Origin of the sequence: Acinetobacter terrae, assembly GCF_013004375.1 — a bacterium.
GTDB classification, from domain to species: Bacteria; Pseudomonadota; Gammaproteobacteria; order Pseudomonadales; family Moraxellaceae; genus Acinetobacter; species Acinetobacter terrae.
In genome coordinates this window covers 113,212-129,045 of record NZ_JABERI010000009.1, presented here as the reverse complement: position 1 = coordinate 129,045, position 15,834 = coordinate 113,212, and the positions used below count along the sequence as shown (strand labels likewise).

Genomic DNA, 15,834 nt, shown 5'->3' with positions numbered 1-15,834 from the left:
TTTTTATGATCGGAAAAGACATACAATACGCGCATTACACTGGAGCGCAGATTCATGAAGTCCCCCAAAGTCGGTTTCGTTTCTTTAGGTTGTCCTAAGGCATTGGTAGATTCTGAACGAATTTTAACTCAGTTAAAGACTGAAGGTTATGATGTAGCATCTGATTACGAAGGTGCAGATTTGGTTGTTGTTAATACGTGTGGTTTTATTGAATCTGCCGTACAAGAATCGTTAGATGCCATTGGTGAAGCTATGAGCTCAAATGGTCGTGTCATTGTGACAGGCTGCTTGGGTAAAGATGAAGACAAAATTCGTAAAATGCACCCGAATGTCCTTAAAGTGACAGGTGCCGCGGCATATCAAGAAGTGATGGAGGCCGTACACGAGTACGTACCTGAACCACCAAAGCATAACCCATTTATTGACCTTGTTCCTGAACAAGGGATTCGTTTGACCCCTAAACATTATGCCTATTTAAAAATATCGGAAGGCTGCAACCATCGTTGTACCTTCTGTATTATCCCAAGCATGCGTGGCGATCTGGTTTCACGTCCTGTGGGTTCGGTTTTAAGCGAAGCACAAGCGTTGAAGAACGCAGGTGTAAAAGAAGTCTTAGTGATTTCTCAAGATACATCTGCTTATGGTTTAGACACCAAGTATAAACTCGATTTCTGGAACGGTCAGCCGGTTAAAACCAAATTCTTCGACATGTGCGAAGCATTAGGCCAACTCGGTATTTGGGTGCGTTTACATTACGTTTATCCATATCCACATGTGGATGCTGTAATTGACTTAATGGCACAAGGTAAAATCCTGCCCTATCTAGACATTCCTTTTCAGCATGCAAGTCCGCGCATCTTAAAATTGATGAAGCGACCAGCGCATAGTGAAAATACACTTGAACGCCTTAAACTTTGGCGTGAAAAATGTCCTGAATTGGTCATCCGTTCAACATTCGTGGTTGGTTTTCCAGGCGAAACTGAAGAAGATTTCCAGATTCTGCTTGAGTGGCTTAAAGAAGCACAGCTTGATCGCGTAGGTTGTTTTACTTATTCACCTGTTGAAGGTGCGACAGCAAATGATCTCCCGGATCATGTGCCTGAAGAAATCAAGCAAGACCGTTATGAGCGCTTCATGCAAGTACAGCAAGCGATTTCGGCTGCGAAATTACAAAAACGCATTGGTCAAACCATGACTGTGTTGGTTGATGACTTGGATGAAGAATTCCCAGTTGCGATCGCACGTTCTTATGCGGATGCACCTGAAATTGACGGTAATGTCTTTGTTGAAGATATTGATAAGAGTCAAATTAAAGCAGGCGATTTGCTTGAAGTCGAAATTACCGATGCGGATGAATATGATTTATATGCGAAGTTAATTCGAGTTAAGTCTGCTTGATCTGTCATAAAAGTATACGAATAAAATTTTAGATATTGGAAGATTCGGAGATTTCCTGATGTTGGATTCAAAAAAGCCGCGTTATGCACGTATTTTGCTCAAACTTTCTGGTGAGGCGCTTGCTGGAAATAAAGACATGGGGATTGATGCACAAGTGCTCGATCAAATGTCTTTAGCCATTGCTCACTTGGTTGGTTTGGGCGTGCAAGTCGGTATCGTGGTTGGCGGTGGTAACCTGTATCGCGGTAGCCAATTACAAAAAGATGGTTTGGTTGGCCGTGTAACAGGTGACCAGATGGGCATGTTGGCAACTGTTATGAATGGTTTGGCATTACGTGATGCGTTGGTGCGTCGCAATATTAAAACCCGTTTAATGTCTGCTTTACCGATTGGTGCAGTGGTTGAAGCCTATTCAAGCCGTGATGCAATCCGTCATTTAACTCAAGGCGAAGTATGTGTATTCGTTGCGGGTACAGGTAATCCATTCTTTACCACAGATACAGCTGCTTGCTTGCGTGGTATTGAAATTGAAGCCAACTTGATCTTGAAAGCCACTAAAGTTGATGGCGTTTATAACAAAGATCCAAGCAAATACGATGATGCTGTGAAGTATGAAACACTTACATTTGACCAAGTGTTAGATGAAAAGTTAGGCATCATGGATTTAACTGCGATCTGCTTGTGCCGTGACCACAATGTGCCACTACAAGTATTCGATATGAATAAGTCGGGTTCATTGCTTTCAGTGGTTATGGGTGAAAAAGAAGGGACTCACGTTACCAATTAATGACGTGAGCCTGAAAGCTCTTTATACTACACGCTATTTAGCAATTACATCTCTTAGAATTAAGTAAGGAAGATCATATGATTAACGATCTTAAAAAAGACAGCGAAGACCGCATGAACAAGACTCTAGAGTCTTTGGAACATGGTTTTGCTAAAGTTCGTACTGGCCGCGCACATCCATCTATCTTGAATGGTGTGATGGTTCCTTACTATGGCTCTGATGTGCCTTTAAACCAAGTGGCAAACGTGGGTCTTGAAGACTCTCGTACCCTTGTTGTGCAGCCATTTGAACGTACAATGGTTTCAGCAATTGATAAGGCGATTCGTGAAGCAGGTTTGGGTTTAAATCCGATTACTGCAGATGCGATTCGTGTGCCGATGCCTGCACTGACTGAAGAAACACGTCGTGACATGCAGAAAGTTGCACGTACTGAAGCTGAAAATGCCAAAGTTGCGATCCGTAACATTCGTCGTGATGTATTGGGCGACATCAAAGCATTGTTGAAAGAAAAAGAAATTTCTGAAGATGATGATCGTCGTGCATCTGATGATATCCAGAAAATCACGGACAAATTTGTTGCTGAAGTGGACAAACGCCTTGCTGCAAAAGAAGCTGAATTGATGAAGGTCTAAGATTTAATGACCGTATCAGAAGACAGTTTACCTCTTCCAAAACATGTTGCCATCATTATGGATGGCAACAATCGTTTTGCAAAAAAAATGCAAATGCAAAAGGGTGCGGGACACCGTGAAGGGAAAAATGTCCTGGACCCTATTGTTGAGCACTGTAGAAAAAAACAAATTCAGGCGTTAACCGTTTTTGCATTTTCTAGCGAAAACTGGAACCGTCCCCAATTTGAAGTTGATTTACTCATGGCATTGTTGGAAGAAACAATCCAGGAGCAACTGCCTCGAATGGAAAAATTCAATATTGCCTTACGTTTTATTGGTGATCGTTCTCGTTTATCTGCGCATTTACGTGAGTTAATGTTGCATGCTGAACAAAGGACTGCTAAGTTCGACAGCATGACTTTGACCATCGCGGTTAGTTACGGTGGGATGTGGGATATGGCGCAGGCTGCAAAACAAATTGCAGCGGATGTTCTGGCAAAAAAAGTCGCAGTTGAAGATATAAATGTTGAGTTGTTTGGGCAACATGTCAGTATGGCGGATTTACCCGCGGTAGATTTACTGATTCGCACTGGTGGTGATTATCGTTTGTCGAATTTTTTACTTTGGCAAGCCGCTTATGCTGAGTTGTATTTTACCCAAACCTTATGGCCTGAATTTACCGTTGAAGAATTCGATGATGCGTTAGCAGTCTTTGCTGGACGTGAACGTCGTTTTGGTAAAACTTCAGAGCAAATCCAACAAGAGAAAATCGAGAATTAATAAATGTTAGAGCGGATTATAACCGCATTGGTATTGGTAGCAGTCGTACTCAGTTGTATGTTTGCTACACAGTCTCAGTATCCAATGTTTGTGCTGATGATTGTTGCAGCAGGGGTCGCAGGGTATGAGTGGTTTAAACTTATGCCAGGAAAAAATAAAAATCTGGTGAAACCCTTGGCTTGGGGTTATGGATTAGCGACAGCAGCATTAGCAACTTTGGCATTATATTTTAATGATATCGCTCTATTACTTTGGGCAGCTTCCATTTTCTCTTGGATTTTAAGCATCTTTTGGGTTAAATCGTATCCAGGTTATGATGGTTGGTATAATTCAAGCTTAAATGTGATCGGGTTTATTTTAATTTCTGCTGCGGTTACCGCAATTTTTTCAGTCTGGAATAGCTCACCATGGTGGCTCATGTACCTGTTTTTACTGGTATGGGGGGCAGATAGTGGGGCCTATTTTGTCGGGCGTAAATTGGGTAAGAGAAAACTTGCACCAGATGTTAGTCCAAATAAATCGGTTGAGGGTTTATATGGTGGTATCTTTACTGCAATGATTATTGTGGTAGTGGTTGAAGTTGTTTATTTAGATTTAACTTTGGCTCAGCATATTCTGTTTTTAATTTTATCTGTAGTGACTGTATTTAGTTCTGTATTGGGCGATTTGTTCGAGTCGATGATCAAACGTCGTGCAGGAATTAAAGATTCGGGTCGTATTCTGCCAGGACATGGTGGTGTGCTTGACCGTATTGATTCATTGCTTGCTGCTGCTCCGATTTTTGCTGCAGGCATGTATGTTTTAAAACTTATTGGTGTAGATTTATAGATGTCACAATCTGTTTGTATATTAGGTGTAACGGGTTCCATTGGTCAAAGTACCTTAAAAATTCTGCAGCAGCATCCTGAAAAGTATTCTGTATTTGCAGTCACGGCGCATAGTCGAATTTTGGAACTTGTTGAAATATGCAAACAGTATCGACCAAAAATCGCGGTTGTTCCATCAAGTAAAGTTGATGAACTCAAACTACATTGTCAAAATCAAAATCTTAACGATATTGAAATTCTAAGCGATGAAGCCGGTTTGATTGCTGTTGCTGAACATGCAGATGTCGATGTGGTGATGGCGGCAATTGTCGGTGCGGCAGGTTTGTTGCCGACATTGGCTGCGGTTAAAGCAGGTAAACGGGTTCTGCTTGCCAACAAAGAAGCACTGGTAATGTCGGGTGACCTGATGATGCAAGCTGCACATGATTATCAGGCAGAGTTGCTTCCAGTTGATTCTGAACATAATGCAATCTTTCAATGCTTGCCCGCTGGTTATTTCCAGACAGAGCGTAATGGGCAACCGAAACAGGGTGTATCCCGTATTTTGCTTACCGCGTCTGGCGGTCCCTTTCTAAACCATAGCCTTGCACAATTACAAAATGTGACGCCTGCACAAGCGTGCAAGCATCCGAATTGGTCGATGGGGCAAAAAATCTCTGTTGATTCTGCGACTTTAATGAATAAAGGCTTGGAACTCATTGAAGCCTGTCATCTCTTTGCAATTTCAGAACAGTTTGTAACAGTGGTTGTACATCCACAGAGTATTATTCATTCTATGGTTCAATACGTGGATGGTTCGACTTTGGCGCAAATGGGTAATCCGGATATGTGTACCCCAATTGCCCATGCACTTGCGTGGCCAGAGCGTATTCAAACCCATGTGCCTGCACTTGATTTGTTTATGAATCAACAGTTAGATTTTCAAGAACCTGATACAACACGTTTCCCCGCCTTGAAACTAGCTCGACAGGCGATGCAAAGTGGTGGTTTGGCACCCGCAATTTTAAATGCTGCGAATGAGGTTGCTGTTGCCGCATTCTTGAAAAATAGCATAGGCTTTACTGAAATTCCTCAAGTGGTTGAGCAAACCTTGAATCAAGTTCAAAGTGGTGCTGCGGAATCGATTGAACTTATTTTACAAGTTGACCGAGTTGCTCGTTCTGTTGCACAGCAAATTGTCATCAATAAAGGAAACTAAATCATGAGTGCCTTGTTTATTGTTGTGGCAGCCATTCTTTTACTTGGACCGCTTATCGCGATTCATGAATTTGGACATTATATTGTTGCACGTAAACTCGGTGTGAAAGTTTTGGTCTATTCAATTGGTTTTGGACCAACATTACTAAAATGGACATCTAAGAAGTCTGGCATTCAATATCAACTTTCTGCATTGCCCTTAGGTGGCTATGTAAAAATGTTGGACGAACGCGAAGGTAGTGTTGCGGAAGAAGATTTACCCAAAGCCTTTAATCGTCAGCATCCATGGAAGCGAATTGCGATTGTGGCTGCAGGTCCATTGATTAATTTAGCTTTTGCTGTAGTTTTATTCTGGATTTTATTTATCCCATCCCAAGAACAACTGAATACTCGTGTTGGTAAAGTGTTACCGAATACACCTGCTGCAACTGTTCAAATGCAGGTAGGTGACAAAATTACCACAGTGGATGGTGCTGAAACCAAGACATGGGAAAAATTGAATTTTGCTTTGGTCGATCGTGTTGGTGAAACAGGTTCAATTGAAATTCAGGCAGAACGTGATGGGCAAGTTAAAACCTTTCAGTTACCCATTCAAAATTTCTTAAAAAATCAAAATCAATCTGCATTAGACAGTTTAGGCTTTATGCCATATCGCCCACACATTCCTGCCATTGCCACCAAACTCAGTGAAGATGGTGCAGCGATTCGTCAAGGGATGAAAGAAGGCGACAAAATTATCGCGATTGATGGCGTAAAAATGAATGACTGGTTTGATGTGGTTCAAGTGGTTCAGGCTTCACCAGAAAAATTGTTAAAAATAGATATCTTACGTCAAAATCAATTGCTACATTTACAAGTGATGCCACAAGCTAAACGTGACAACATGGGGAATGTTTCAGGTGTGCTTGGTGTGCAGAGTATCCCCGGGAAAATAAACATTCCTGCAGATTATAAACAAATGATTCAATATAGTCCGACTGAAGCATTTGTGATGGCAGTTGATAAAACGGGTCAAATTTCAGGTATGATTTTGAACTCGATCGTCAAAATGTTTCGTGGTTTAATTGGCCTGGATAATTTATCCGGTCCAATCACCATTGCGAAAGTGGCAGGACAAAGCGCGGAAATGGGTTGGCAGACCTTTATCTCTTTTATGGCTTTAATGAGTGTGAGTTTGGGTATTTTAAATTTATTACCGATTCCCATGCTTGATGGTGGACATTTAGTTTACTATTTTATTGAGCTGATTCGTGGTAAACCTGTTTCTGAACAAATACAATTGGTTGGTTTGAAAATTGGTATGGTACTGCTCGGCAGCATGATGCTCCTTGCATTATTCAATGACTTCATGCGTTTATAACAACGTAAATACGAAATAAATTAACATCGGAAAAGACTGGCATGCAGCACACACATTTATTTATGCCTTTGGCGCTCATTAGTGCAATGGCAGCAGTACAACAAGTATATGCAGCAGATGAATTCATTGTCCGCGATATTAAAATTGACGGGCTTGTTCGTTTAACGCCAACAAATGTCTATGGGATGTTGCCTGTCAATGCTGGCGATCGTGTCGATGATACGACTATTGCAAATTCAATTCGTGCTTTGTATGCCACGGGCTTGTTTGATGATATCAAAGCATCAAGAGAAGCGGATACGCTTGTTTTTACCGTAGTTGAACGCCCCCTGATTTCAAAGGTTGAGTTTAAAGGAAATAAGATCATTCCTAAAGAAGCACTTGAAGAAGGGCTTAAAAAAATGGGCATTGCAGAAGGCGAGGTTTTGAAAAAATCTGCACTGCAAACCATTGAAACCGAACTTGAACAACAATATATGCAGCAAGGTCGTTATGACGCTGATGTAAGCGTTAAAACGGTCGCTAAACCAAACAATCGTGTTGATTTAACCATTGAGTTTGTGGAAGGTAAAGCAGCTAAAGTTGTTGATATTAATATTATTGGCAATACTGTTTTTAAAGAAAGTGATATCAAGCAAGCTTTTGCGGTTAAAGAGAGTAGCTGGAGTTCGATTGTTACGCGTAACGATCGTTATGCGCGTGAAAAGATGGCGGCTAGCCTGGAAGCTTTACGTGCATTGTATTTAAACAAAGGTTATATCAACTTTAATATTACTAACTCAAGTTTGAACTTGAGTGAAGATAAAAAGAATATCTTTGTTGAAGTCACTGTGGAAGAAGGTGAGCAATTTAAATTTGGTGAGACCAAGTTCCTGGGTGATGCACTTTATAAACCAGAAGAATTGAAAGCACTACAAATTTATAAAGATGGCGAAATTTACTCTCAAGAAAAAGTAAATGCGGTTAAACAACTTTTACTTCGTAAGTATGGTAATGCAGGTTATTACTATGCCGAAGTGAACATGGTTCCTGAAATTAATGAAGAAACCAAACTGGTAAATCTGAATTATTATATTAATCCAGGTCAACAGGTGACGGTACGTCGTATTAACTTCACTGGTAATACCAAAACTGCGGATGAAGTATTACGTCGTGAAATGCGTCAAATGGAAGGTGCATTAGCAAGCAATGAAAAAATTGACTTGTCTAAAGTTCGTCTGGAACGTACCGGTTTCTTTAAAACAGTAGATATTAAACCAGTGCGTATTCCAAATGTGCCGGATCAGGTTGATTTGAATATCAATGTTGAAGAACAGCATTCTGGTACAAGTACACTTGCCGTTGGTTTCTCGCAAAGTGGTGGTGTGACTTTCCAGGCAGGTTTAAGTCAAACCAACTTCTTGGGTACAGGTAATAGTGTTTCGATTGATTTATCCCGTTCAGAAACGCAAGATTATTATAATTTAAGTGTGACTGACCCGTACTTCACCATTGATGGTGTGCGTCGCGGTTATAACATGTACTACCGTAAAACCAAGCTGGATGACGACTATAACGTCAATAACTATGTGACTGACAGTTTTGGTGGTGGTATTACATTTGGTTACCCAATTGATGAGAACCAAAGCATCAGTGCTGGTCTGAATATTGACCAAACTGAAGTAACCACAGGTCCATATGTTTCAACTTATGTTCGAGATTACTTGTTAGCGAATGGTGGTAAGGCTACAGGCCGAGCTGAAGGTGTGTGTACCGGTACTCAGACAATTATCTATAATGATCCTGCAGATCCAGCAAAAGGTATAAAAGAAGTTGTTTGTGATGTTCCATTAGTAGATTTTGATAATAAATTTAATGGGGATTTTTTAACTTATAATCTTAATTTAGGTTGGTCATACAATACTTTAAACCGTCCTGTATTCCCTACTAATGGTATGTCACATCGTGTGAATGCTGAGATTGCATTACCTGGTAGTGATGTTGAATACCAAAAAATGACTTATGATGCTCAAGCATTCTTGCCACTACCATATGACTTTGTACTTCGTGGCTATGGTAAGTTAGGTTATGGTAATGATCTGCCATTCTATAAAAACTTCTATGCCGGTGGTTTTGGTTCGGTTCGTGGTTATGACAACAGTACTTTGGGTCCGAAATATCCGGGTGTAACGTATAATGAATCGAGAGTTAAAGATAATGACCCCGAGGAAGTGGGTGGTAATGCCTTAGTACAGTTTGGTGCAGAACTCGCATTACCTTTGCCATTTAAAGGGGATTGGACTCGTCAAGTACGTCCTGTGGTATTTGCTGAGGGTGCGCAAGTGTTTGATACACAATGTGATATACCGAAAGGAACATTGTATGTCGATGCAAATAATCCATCTGTAGATGCGAAGCAATATTGTAAAGATAACTTCGGTTTTGATGGAAATAACATGCGTTATAGCGTTGGTGCCGGCTTTACCTGGATTACCATGATAGGTCCACTTTCACTCAGTTATGCTTACCCATTGAATGATAAATCGGGTGATGATACTAAAAATATCCAGTTTGAAATCGGTCGTACTTTCTAAGATGACGTAAAAATAATTCAGGTTGTGTTAATACATTCTCGGGTGTATTGACATAATCAAACTTAAAGAGAAGATGATGCAAAAAATGATGATGGTGATGGGTATCGCCTTGGCAAGCACGACCTCTTTAACGCAGGCTTCCGGTTATGGGGTAATTGATTTAGAGCGTCTTGTAGAAAATAGTAGCTATTTAAAACAGCAAAACACAGCTGTGCAGCAAAAAATCAAGCCACAAACCACTAAAATTGAGCAGTTGTCTAAAGAGCTTGAAGCATTACAGCAACGGGCACAATCCAATACCAAATTTACAGATGCAGAAAAGCAAAAGCTTTCGGCACAGTATCAAGCCAAGCTTCAAGAATTGAATCAATTACAGCAATCTGTACAGGACAGCGTACAAGATTCGATTCAACAAATTCGTAATGTTTTTGATGCACGTGTGAAGCAAACTGCGGAACAATTGCGTAAAGAAAATAATTTAGATGTTGTTTTGAATAAAAATTCAGCGCTTGCTTATGACCCTAAATATGATTTAACTGATAAAATGATTCAAAAGGTCAATATTATTAAGTAATCAATGAATCCTAGACAATTTCGCTTAGAAGATCTTGCTCGCCTTGTACAAGGTGAGTATGTCGGTCAATCTGATTTAATGTTGGAAGGATTGGCAAGCTTAGATGTCGCTCAAGCCAAACATATTGCATTTGTAAATGCTGAAAAATACTTAGATCATGCACGTGCTTCAGAAGCAGGTGCATTGATTGTCACTGCAGCTTTAAAATCACAGTTAGATACACATAATAATTTTATTGTGGTTGATAATCCTTATCTTGCTTTCGCAATTTTGACGCATGTTTTTGAGAAAAAACATACGCAGCAGGGTATCGAAAGTACAGCTCAAATTCATTCCTCTGCCATTGTTGCTGATAGTGCCTATATTGGACATTATGTGGTGATCGGTGAAAATTGTGTGGTGGGTGATGAAACAGTCGTTCAATCCCACGTTAAAATCGATGATGACGTAGAAATTGGCAAACAATGTTTTATTGATTCACATGTCACTTTAACAGGTGAAACCAAAGTAGGTAATCGAGTCCGTATTCATGCCAACAGTGTGATTGGTGGAGAAGGTTTTGGCTTCGCACCTTATCAAGGTAAATGGCATCGTATTGCACAATTAGGTTCAGTTAAAATTGGGAATGACGTACGAATTGGATCAAATTGTAGTATTGATCGTGGTGCCCTAGACGACACAATTCTAGAAGATGGCGTGATTGTTGATAACCTTGTGCAAATTGCCCATAACGTCAAGATTGGTGCCAATACAGCGCTTGCAGCAAAATGTGGTATTGCGGGTAGTACCACAATTGGCAAAAACTGTGTATTTGCTGGTGCGGTCGGGGTGGTAGGTCACATTAATATTGCGGATAATGTCACGATTACCGGCATGTCAATGGTCACAAAAAATATTTCTGAGGCAGGTAGCTATTCTTCTGGCACGCCAATGCTGGAAAGTTTACACTGGAAACGCGCTGCAGTACGCTTTAAACAATTAGCAGATGTGCCATTGACCCAATTAGTGAAACGGCTTGATCATATACAGGCTCAAATAGAGTCCCTTGAATCAACTTTTAAGCGTAAATAGAATATGATGACTGAGTCGAATACTGCTGCATTTACGAAACCTGAATTGCCAATGCACATTCAACAAATTCGTGAATATTTACCTCACCGCTATCCATTTTTATTGGTCGATCGAGTTGTTGACGTGACTGATAATGGTATCGTTGGTTATAAAAATGTTTCGATCAACGAAGAGTTTTTACAGGGACATTTCCCCGGCTATCCAATTATGCCTGGGGTGCTGATTGTTGAGGCATTAGCTCAAGTCTCTGGTATACTTGGTTTTATCATGAATAATGAAAAACCAGGCCCCGGTTCATTGTTTCTTTTTGCGGGCGCTGAAAAGGTTCGTTTTAAAAAACAAGTCGTTGCTGGTGATCAACTCGTATTAAAATCAGAGTTGGTTATGCACAAACGTGGCATTTACAAATATAATTGTATAGCCACTGTTGATGGCGTTGTAGCAACTACCGCGGAAATTATAGTTTCGCATCAGAAAATAGAGCAGGCATGAGTAATAACGATTTAATTCACCCAACCGCCATTATTGACTCATCTGCAGTAATCGCTTCAGATGTACAAATTGGTCCTTATTGTATTATTGGACCACAGGTCAGCATTGGTGAAGGCACTAAGCTACATTCACATGTAGTTATAGGTGGCTATACTCGCATTGGGAAAAACAACGAAATATTCCAGTTTGCGAGTGTGGGTGAAGTATGTCAGGATTTAAAATATGCTGGCGAAGAAACCTGGCTTGAAATTGGCGATCACAACTCCATTCGTGAACATTGTAGTTTGCACCGTGGTACGACCCAAGATCAGGGCCTTACAAAAATTGGCAGCCATAATTTATTGATGGTGAATACCCATATTGCACATGACTGTGTGGTGGGTGATCATAATATTTTTGCCAATAATGTCGGTGTTGCTGGGCATGTTCATGTCGGTGACTATGTGGTGGTTGGTGGAAACTCCGGGATCCATCAATTCTGCAAAATTGATTCTTTCAGTATGATTGGCGGTGCTTCTTTAATTCTAAAAGATGTACCTGCTTATGTGATGGTTTCAGGTAATCCAGCACATGCTTTCGCGATGAATGTTGAAGGTATGCGTCGTAAAGGTTGGACTAAGGATGTCATTCAGGCATTGCGCCAAGCATTTAAATTGATTTACAAAGAAGGTTTAACCACTGAACAGGCGATTCAACAGATTCGTGCGGAAATTCTTCCAGAAGTTCCTGAAGTTCAGTTGCTGGTTGATTCTTTAGAACAATCCAAGCGTGGTATTGTTCGCTAATTGAATATTGTGTGGCATAAAAAAGACACCTTTTATGGTGTCTTTTTTTTGTATTTTCATTTCTTGAAATAACCCGCTTCTTCGGATTTTGGATAGTCTTTAACGAGTTTGCTTTTAAGTTGGTTGGCGAGCGTTGTATTGTGATCTACATCTTTGGCGATATTGTGAAGTTGGTAGAGCGCTCGAGTTGCTTTAGCTGAATTAGGATATTGATTGATTACAATATTATAATTCTTTTTTGCTTCTGTGTAATTGGTAGGCTCAATGGCCAAATTGAATTCTGCTAACCAGAAATAAGCATTACTAATATAAATACTGTTGGGGTTATTTTTAATAAAATTTTTCATCGGTGCAATGGCTTTCTTTGCACCGCCTTGTTTATAAGCATCTAAAGCAACCGTATAAGCAGCTTTGTCCAGATCAGCCGAAGAAGCAGCTTGAGTATTTGCTGCAGCCGGTTGAGTACTAACAGCTGCTGGCGGAGGATTGGTTGCCTTTGCTGCTAATGGAGTTGGGGCATTCACTGTGCTGGGAGGAGTATCCTGTTGGTTCTCCTCCTCTGGCGTTGCGCTTTCTGGATCTATTTTTTGCTGCAATAGTTCTAGGCGCTGATCCAAGTCGGTATAGCGATTGGTGAGTTCATGCTTAAGCTTTTCAATTTCATTGTCTTGCTCTTCAATTTTGCCACGTAATGCACGAATATCATTTTCTAATTGCTGATTTTTCTGCATAATTTGCCAATTTAGATTGGTCGGTACATTGGCAGTGGTGGCACCTGAATCAATTGCGATATTATTTGCACTTGGTTCAATGCTGGTTTGACTTAAACCACGAGATTCAATTGGAATGTTCGCATAAAGTGAAGCTGAGCTAAGTAAGGCGAGTACACATAAAGCATGCTGTTTGAGCATCATAAAAACATCCATTTCGTATTCTTAGGCATATTCAAAATTTGCGACATTTGGAATGTACCTGTTTAAAAGATCTGACCACATTAAAAACGTCCATGCCGTGAAATGCAATATGCATTTACAAACTTGTGGTAGGTTTAAAGTAATTGATAGTCCACATAAAAAATATACAAAAATGCTGTTTTTAATCAAGATTGTTTTTTTAATAATCAAATAAAAGCGATGTGGCCCGAAAAGTGATTTGAAGGCTTGCAAGTTAAATAAAAATCTCTATACTCTGATCTTGCAATGGTAGCCCCGCTGGTGGCTTCGCAATTGTACTCTGTGAACCCCGCCAGGACCGGAAGGTAGCAACGGTAACAGATCTATGATGTGCCGAAGTTTTGCTAGTGGGGTTGCCACCAGTTTCTAAAATAATAATTTTTATTCTATTCCTCTCTTAAAAATCATCTTCTTTTCTTGTAATTGCTTTAATAATCGCATCCATTTCAAAACCCCGATACATTAAAAAGCGAATTTGTTTTGCTTTAAGCTTTGGCTCTTTTTCTACTTTTGCACCATATTTTTTTACTTTCAGTTGATACGCCTGTTCATTCCAATCGGTTTCTTTTAATTCTTCCTGAATTAAACTCGCGTCAATTTTTTTTGATTTTAAAGCCAGCTTAATGCAGTTTGGACCTTTGCCTTTTCGTTTTTGGCTAGACAGCATAATTTCAGCTACACGTTGGTCACTTTGATAATTTTCTTTTGCCAGCTCATCAACCAGTTTTAATACCTCATCACGATCCATGGCATAGAGCGCAAGTTTCTCAATAAGGTCGGCTTTTGAGTATTCTCTACGTGTCAGTACTGCAAATGCATAAGAGCGTAAACGAGAGCCTGTGAGGCCTTTTGGCTTGGGCTGTGGGTTGTCTTCAAAGTGTAATGCTTCTGATTCTACGGGAGCGGATGGTAATGCTGTTGTTGATTCTGCTGATGAATCATCAAATTGTTGTTTGATGGATTCATAGTCAAGCATTTTGGGGAATTTTGGATTACTCATATTGTGTATCGATCACATCAAATAAAAAACGCCCCGTAGGGCGTTTTACAGTTTAACTCGAAAAATTCGACTTTAACATCATGCTATTTAAGCATCTAGCAAGTCTGGTTCTTCTTCGTCTTTTTCTTCAATTGGCTTGGTTACAGGTGTTAACAGCTTTTCGCGAATGAGGCGATCAAGTTCTTGTGCAATTTGAGGATTTTCCTCTAAATGGCGGATAACATTGTTTTTACCCTGACCAATTTTATTGCCTTGATATGAATACCAAGCACCTGCTTTTTGTACCAGTTCTTGCGCAACTGCAAGATCAACCAGTTCACCCAGTTGATTCACACCTTTACCATACAAAATCTGGAATAATGCTTCTCTGAACGGAGGTGCCATTTTGTTCTTCACGACTTTAACACGTGTTTCAGAACCGACAATTTCATCGCCTTCTTTCACTTGACCAATACGACGGATATCCAGACGTATAGAAGCGTAGAATTTAAGTGCATTACCACCGGTTGTGGTTTCAGGGCTACCGAACATCACACCAATCTTCATACGAATCTGGTTAATGAAGATGACCATACAGTTAGAGCGTTTTGCATTACCGGTAATTTTACGTAATGCCTGACTCATTAAACGTGCTTGTAAGCCCATGTGTGAGTCGCCCATTTCGCCTTCAATTTCTGCGCGAGGCGTCAATGCAGCCACGGAATCGACAACGATCATGTCAACTGCGCCAGAGCGAACCAGCATGTCTGCAATTTCAAGTGCCTGTTCACCATTGTCTGGCTGAGAAACCAACAGGTTATCGAGGTCTACACCCAGCTTGCGTGCATATTGAGGGTCAAGCGCATGTTCGGCATCGATGAAGGCACAGGTACCACCCGCTTTTTGACATTGTGCAATTGCTTGCAAAGTCATCGTGGTTTTACCTGAAGATTCAGGCCCGTAGATTTCCACGATACGACCTTTCGGTAAGCCACCAATACCCAGTGCGATATCCAGTGTTAAAGACCCTGTAGATACCGCTTCAACAGCCAGTACGGTGTTATCACCAAGACGCATTACTGTGTTTTTACCAAATTGTTTTTCAATTTGGCTTAGCGCAGCATTGAGCGCCTTACTTTTATTATCATCCATCTCACAACCTCAAAACGATGTCACAAAAATATTAACTTAAGTGGATGAGTTACTTTAAAACATGTTCCACCCAAGTATCGTGACAGATTCATTCTTTATGTTCTATATCAATTCGGTCGAGCACGACAGAATATGACGCTTAAATGGGGTCTGTTGACATTTCATAAATGGCTTGCGCTGTAGGCTAAAATTGAGCAGATGAGGCATGAGACGAAGAGAATAGCGAGACTATTTTTAAGTTTCATAACGAAATCTGAGATAATTTTAGCCACAGCCTTATAGGACGAGCATATTT

The 15,834-nt window shown here is 40.4% G+C and carries 15 protein-coding genes and 1 other RNA gene; 13 read left to right on the top strand and 3 right to left on the bottom strand.

The features are described 5' to 3' along the window. The first annotated feature begins 54 nt into the window (after positions 1–54). From rimO to lpxA, 12 genes are all read left to right on the top strand, one after another. Positions 55–1,398, top strand: coding sequence for a 30S ribosomal protein S12 methylthiotransferase RimO (gene rimO / locus HLH14_RS05445; protein WP_067724538.1), 1,344 nt, complete (start codon positions 55–57; stop codon positions 1,396–1,398). Positions 1,399–1,456: 58 nt separating this feature from the next. Next, positions 1,457–2,185, top strand: a complete 729-nt coding sequence (gene pyrH / locus HLH14_RS05440) for a UMP kinase (RefSeq protein ID WP_067724540.1) — start codon at positions 1,457–1,459, stop codon at positions 2,183–2,185. 77 nt (positions 2,186–2,262) lie between these two features. After that, positions 2,263–2,817, top strand: coding sequence for a ribosome recycling factor (gene frr / locus HLH14_RS05435; protein ID WP_067724542.1), 555 nt, complete (start codon positions 2,263–2,265; stop codon positions 2,815–2,817). A gap of 6 nt (positions 2,818–2,823) precedes the next feature. After that, positions 2,824–3,576 carry a polyprenyl diphosphate synthase gene (uppS, locus tag HLH14_RS05430; RefSeq protein ID WP_067724544.1) on the top strand — a complete coding sequence of 251 codons (753 nt, stop codon included), beginning with the start codon at positions 2,824–2,826 and terminating at the stop codon, positions 3,574–3,576. Positions 3,577–3,579: 3 nt separating this feature from the next. Continuing rightward, positions 3,580–4,404: a phosphatidate cytidylyltransferase gene (locus HLH14_RS05425; protein ID WP_067724546.1), complete on the top strand. Its 825-nt coding sequence runs from the start codon at positions 3,580–3,582 to the stop codon at positions 4,402–4,404. Then, on the top strand, positions 4,405–5,601 hold the full coding sequence (gene ispC / locus HLH14_RS05420) for a 1-deoxy-D-xylulose-5-phosphate reductoisomerase (RefSeq protein ID WP_067724549.1): 1,197 nt from the start codon (positions 4,405–4,407) through the stop codon (positions 5,599–5,601). A 3-nt stretch (positions 5,602–5,604) separates the two neighbouring features. After that, positions 5,605–6,960, top strand: a complete 1,356-nt coding sequence (rseP, locus tag HLH14_RS05415; RefSeq protein WP_067724551.1) for an RIP metalloprotease RseP — start codon at positions 5,605–5,607, stop codon at positions 6,958–6,960. Positions 6,961–7,001: 41 nt separating this feature from the next. Further along, positions 7,002–9,533, top strand: a complete 2,532-nt coding sequence (bamA, locus tag HLH14_RS05410) for an outer membrane protein assembly factor BamA (protein ID WP_067724552.1) — start codon at positions 7,002–7,004, stop codon at positions 9,531–9,533. A 76-nt stretch (positions 9,534–9,609) separates the two neighbouring features. Further along, on the top strand, positions 9,610–10,107 hold the full coding sequence (locus HLH14_RS05405; RefSeq protein ID WP_067724554.1) for an OmpH/Skp family outer membrane protein: 498 nt from the start codon (positions 9,610–9,612) through the stop codon (positions 10,105–10,107). A gap of 3 nt (positions 10,108–10,110) precedes the next feature. Beyond that, positions 10,111–11,178 carry a UDP-3-O-(3-hydroxymyristoyl)glucosamine N-acyltransferase gene (lpxD, locus tag HLH14_RS05400; RefSeq protein WP_067724556.1) on the top strand — a complete coding sequence of 356 codons (1,068 nt, stop codon included), beginning with the start codon at positions 10,111–10,113 and terminating at the stop codon, positions 11,176–11,178. Positions 11,179–11,184: 6 nt separating this feature from the next. Next, complete coding sequence (fabZ, locus tag HLH14_RS05395; protein ID WP_155859830.1) at positions 11,185–11,670, top strand: 3-hydroxyacyl-ACP dehydratase FabZ; 486 nt, start codon at positions 11,185–11,187, stop codon at positions 11,668–11,670. After that, positions 11,667–12,455, top strand: a complete 789-nt coding sequence (gene lpxA / locus HLH14_RS05390; protein ID WP_067724560.1) for an acyl-ACP--UDP-N-acetylglucosamine O-acyltransferase — start codon at positions 11,667–11,669, stop codon at positions 12,453–12,455. The genes fabZ and lpxA overlap by 4 nt, the downstream gene beginning before the upstream one ends. A 56-nt stretch (positions 12,456–12,511) precedes the next feature. Here the strand turns inward: lpxA and HLH14_RS05385 are convergent, their stop codons facing one another. Then, the gene (locus HLH14_RS05385) at positions 12,512–13,369 is read right to left on the bottom strand and encodes a YbgF trimerization domain-containing protein (protein WP_067724562.1); all 858 of its coding nucleotides are present in this window, start codon (positions 13,367–13,369) and stop codon (positions 12,512–12,514) included. 295 nt (positions 13,370–13,664) lie between these two features. Here HLH14_RS05385 and ffs point away from each other — a divergent pair. After that, an RNA gene (gene ffs / locus HLH14_RS05380) (signal recognition particle sRNA small type) lies at positions 13,665–13,761 on the top strand. Between the two features lie 44 nt (positions 13,762–13,805). Here ffs and HLH14_RS05375 read toward each other — a convergent pair. Both HLH14_RS05375 and recA read right to left on the bottom strand, forming a co-directional pair. After that, positions 13,806–14,408: a regulatory protein RecX gene (locus tag HLH14_RS05375; RefSeq protein ID WP_067724564.1), complete on the bottom strand. Its 603-nt coding sequence runs from the start codon at positions 14,406–14,408 to the stop codon at positions 13,806–13,808. Between the two features lie 87 nt (positions 14,409–14,495). Further along, complete coding sequence (gene recA, locus HLH14_RS05370; protein ID WP_067724567.1) at positions 14,496–15,539, bottom strand: recombinase RecA; 1,044 nt, start codon at positions 15,537–15,539, stop codon at positions 14,496–14,498. Between the last annotated feature and the right edge of the window lie 295 nt (positions 15,540–15,834).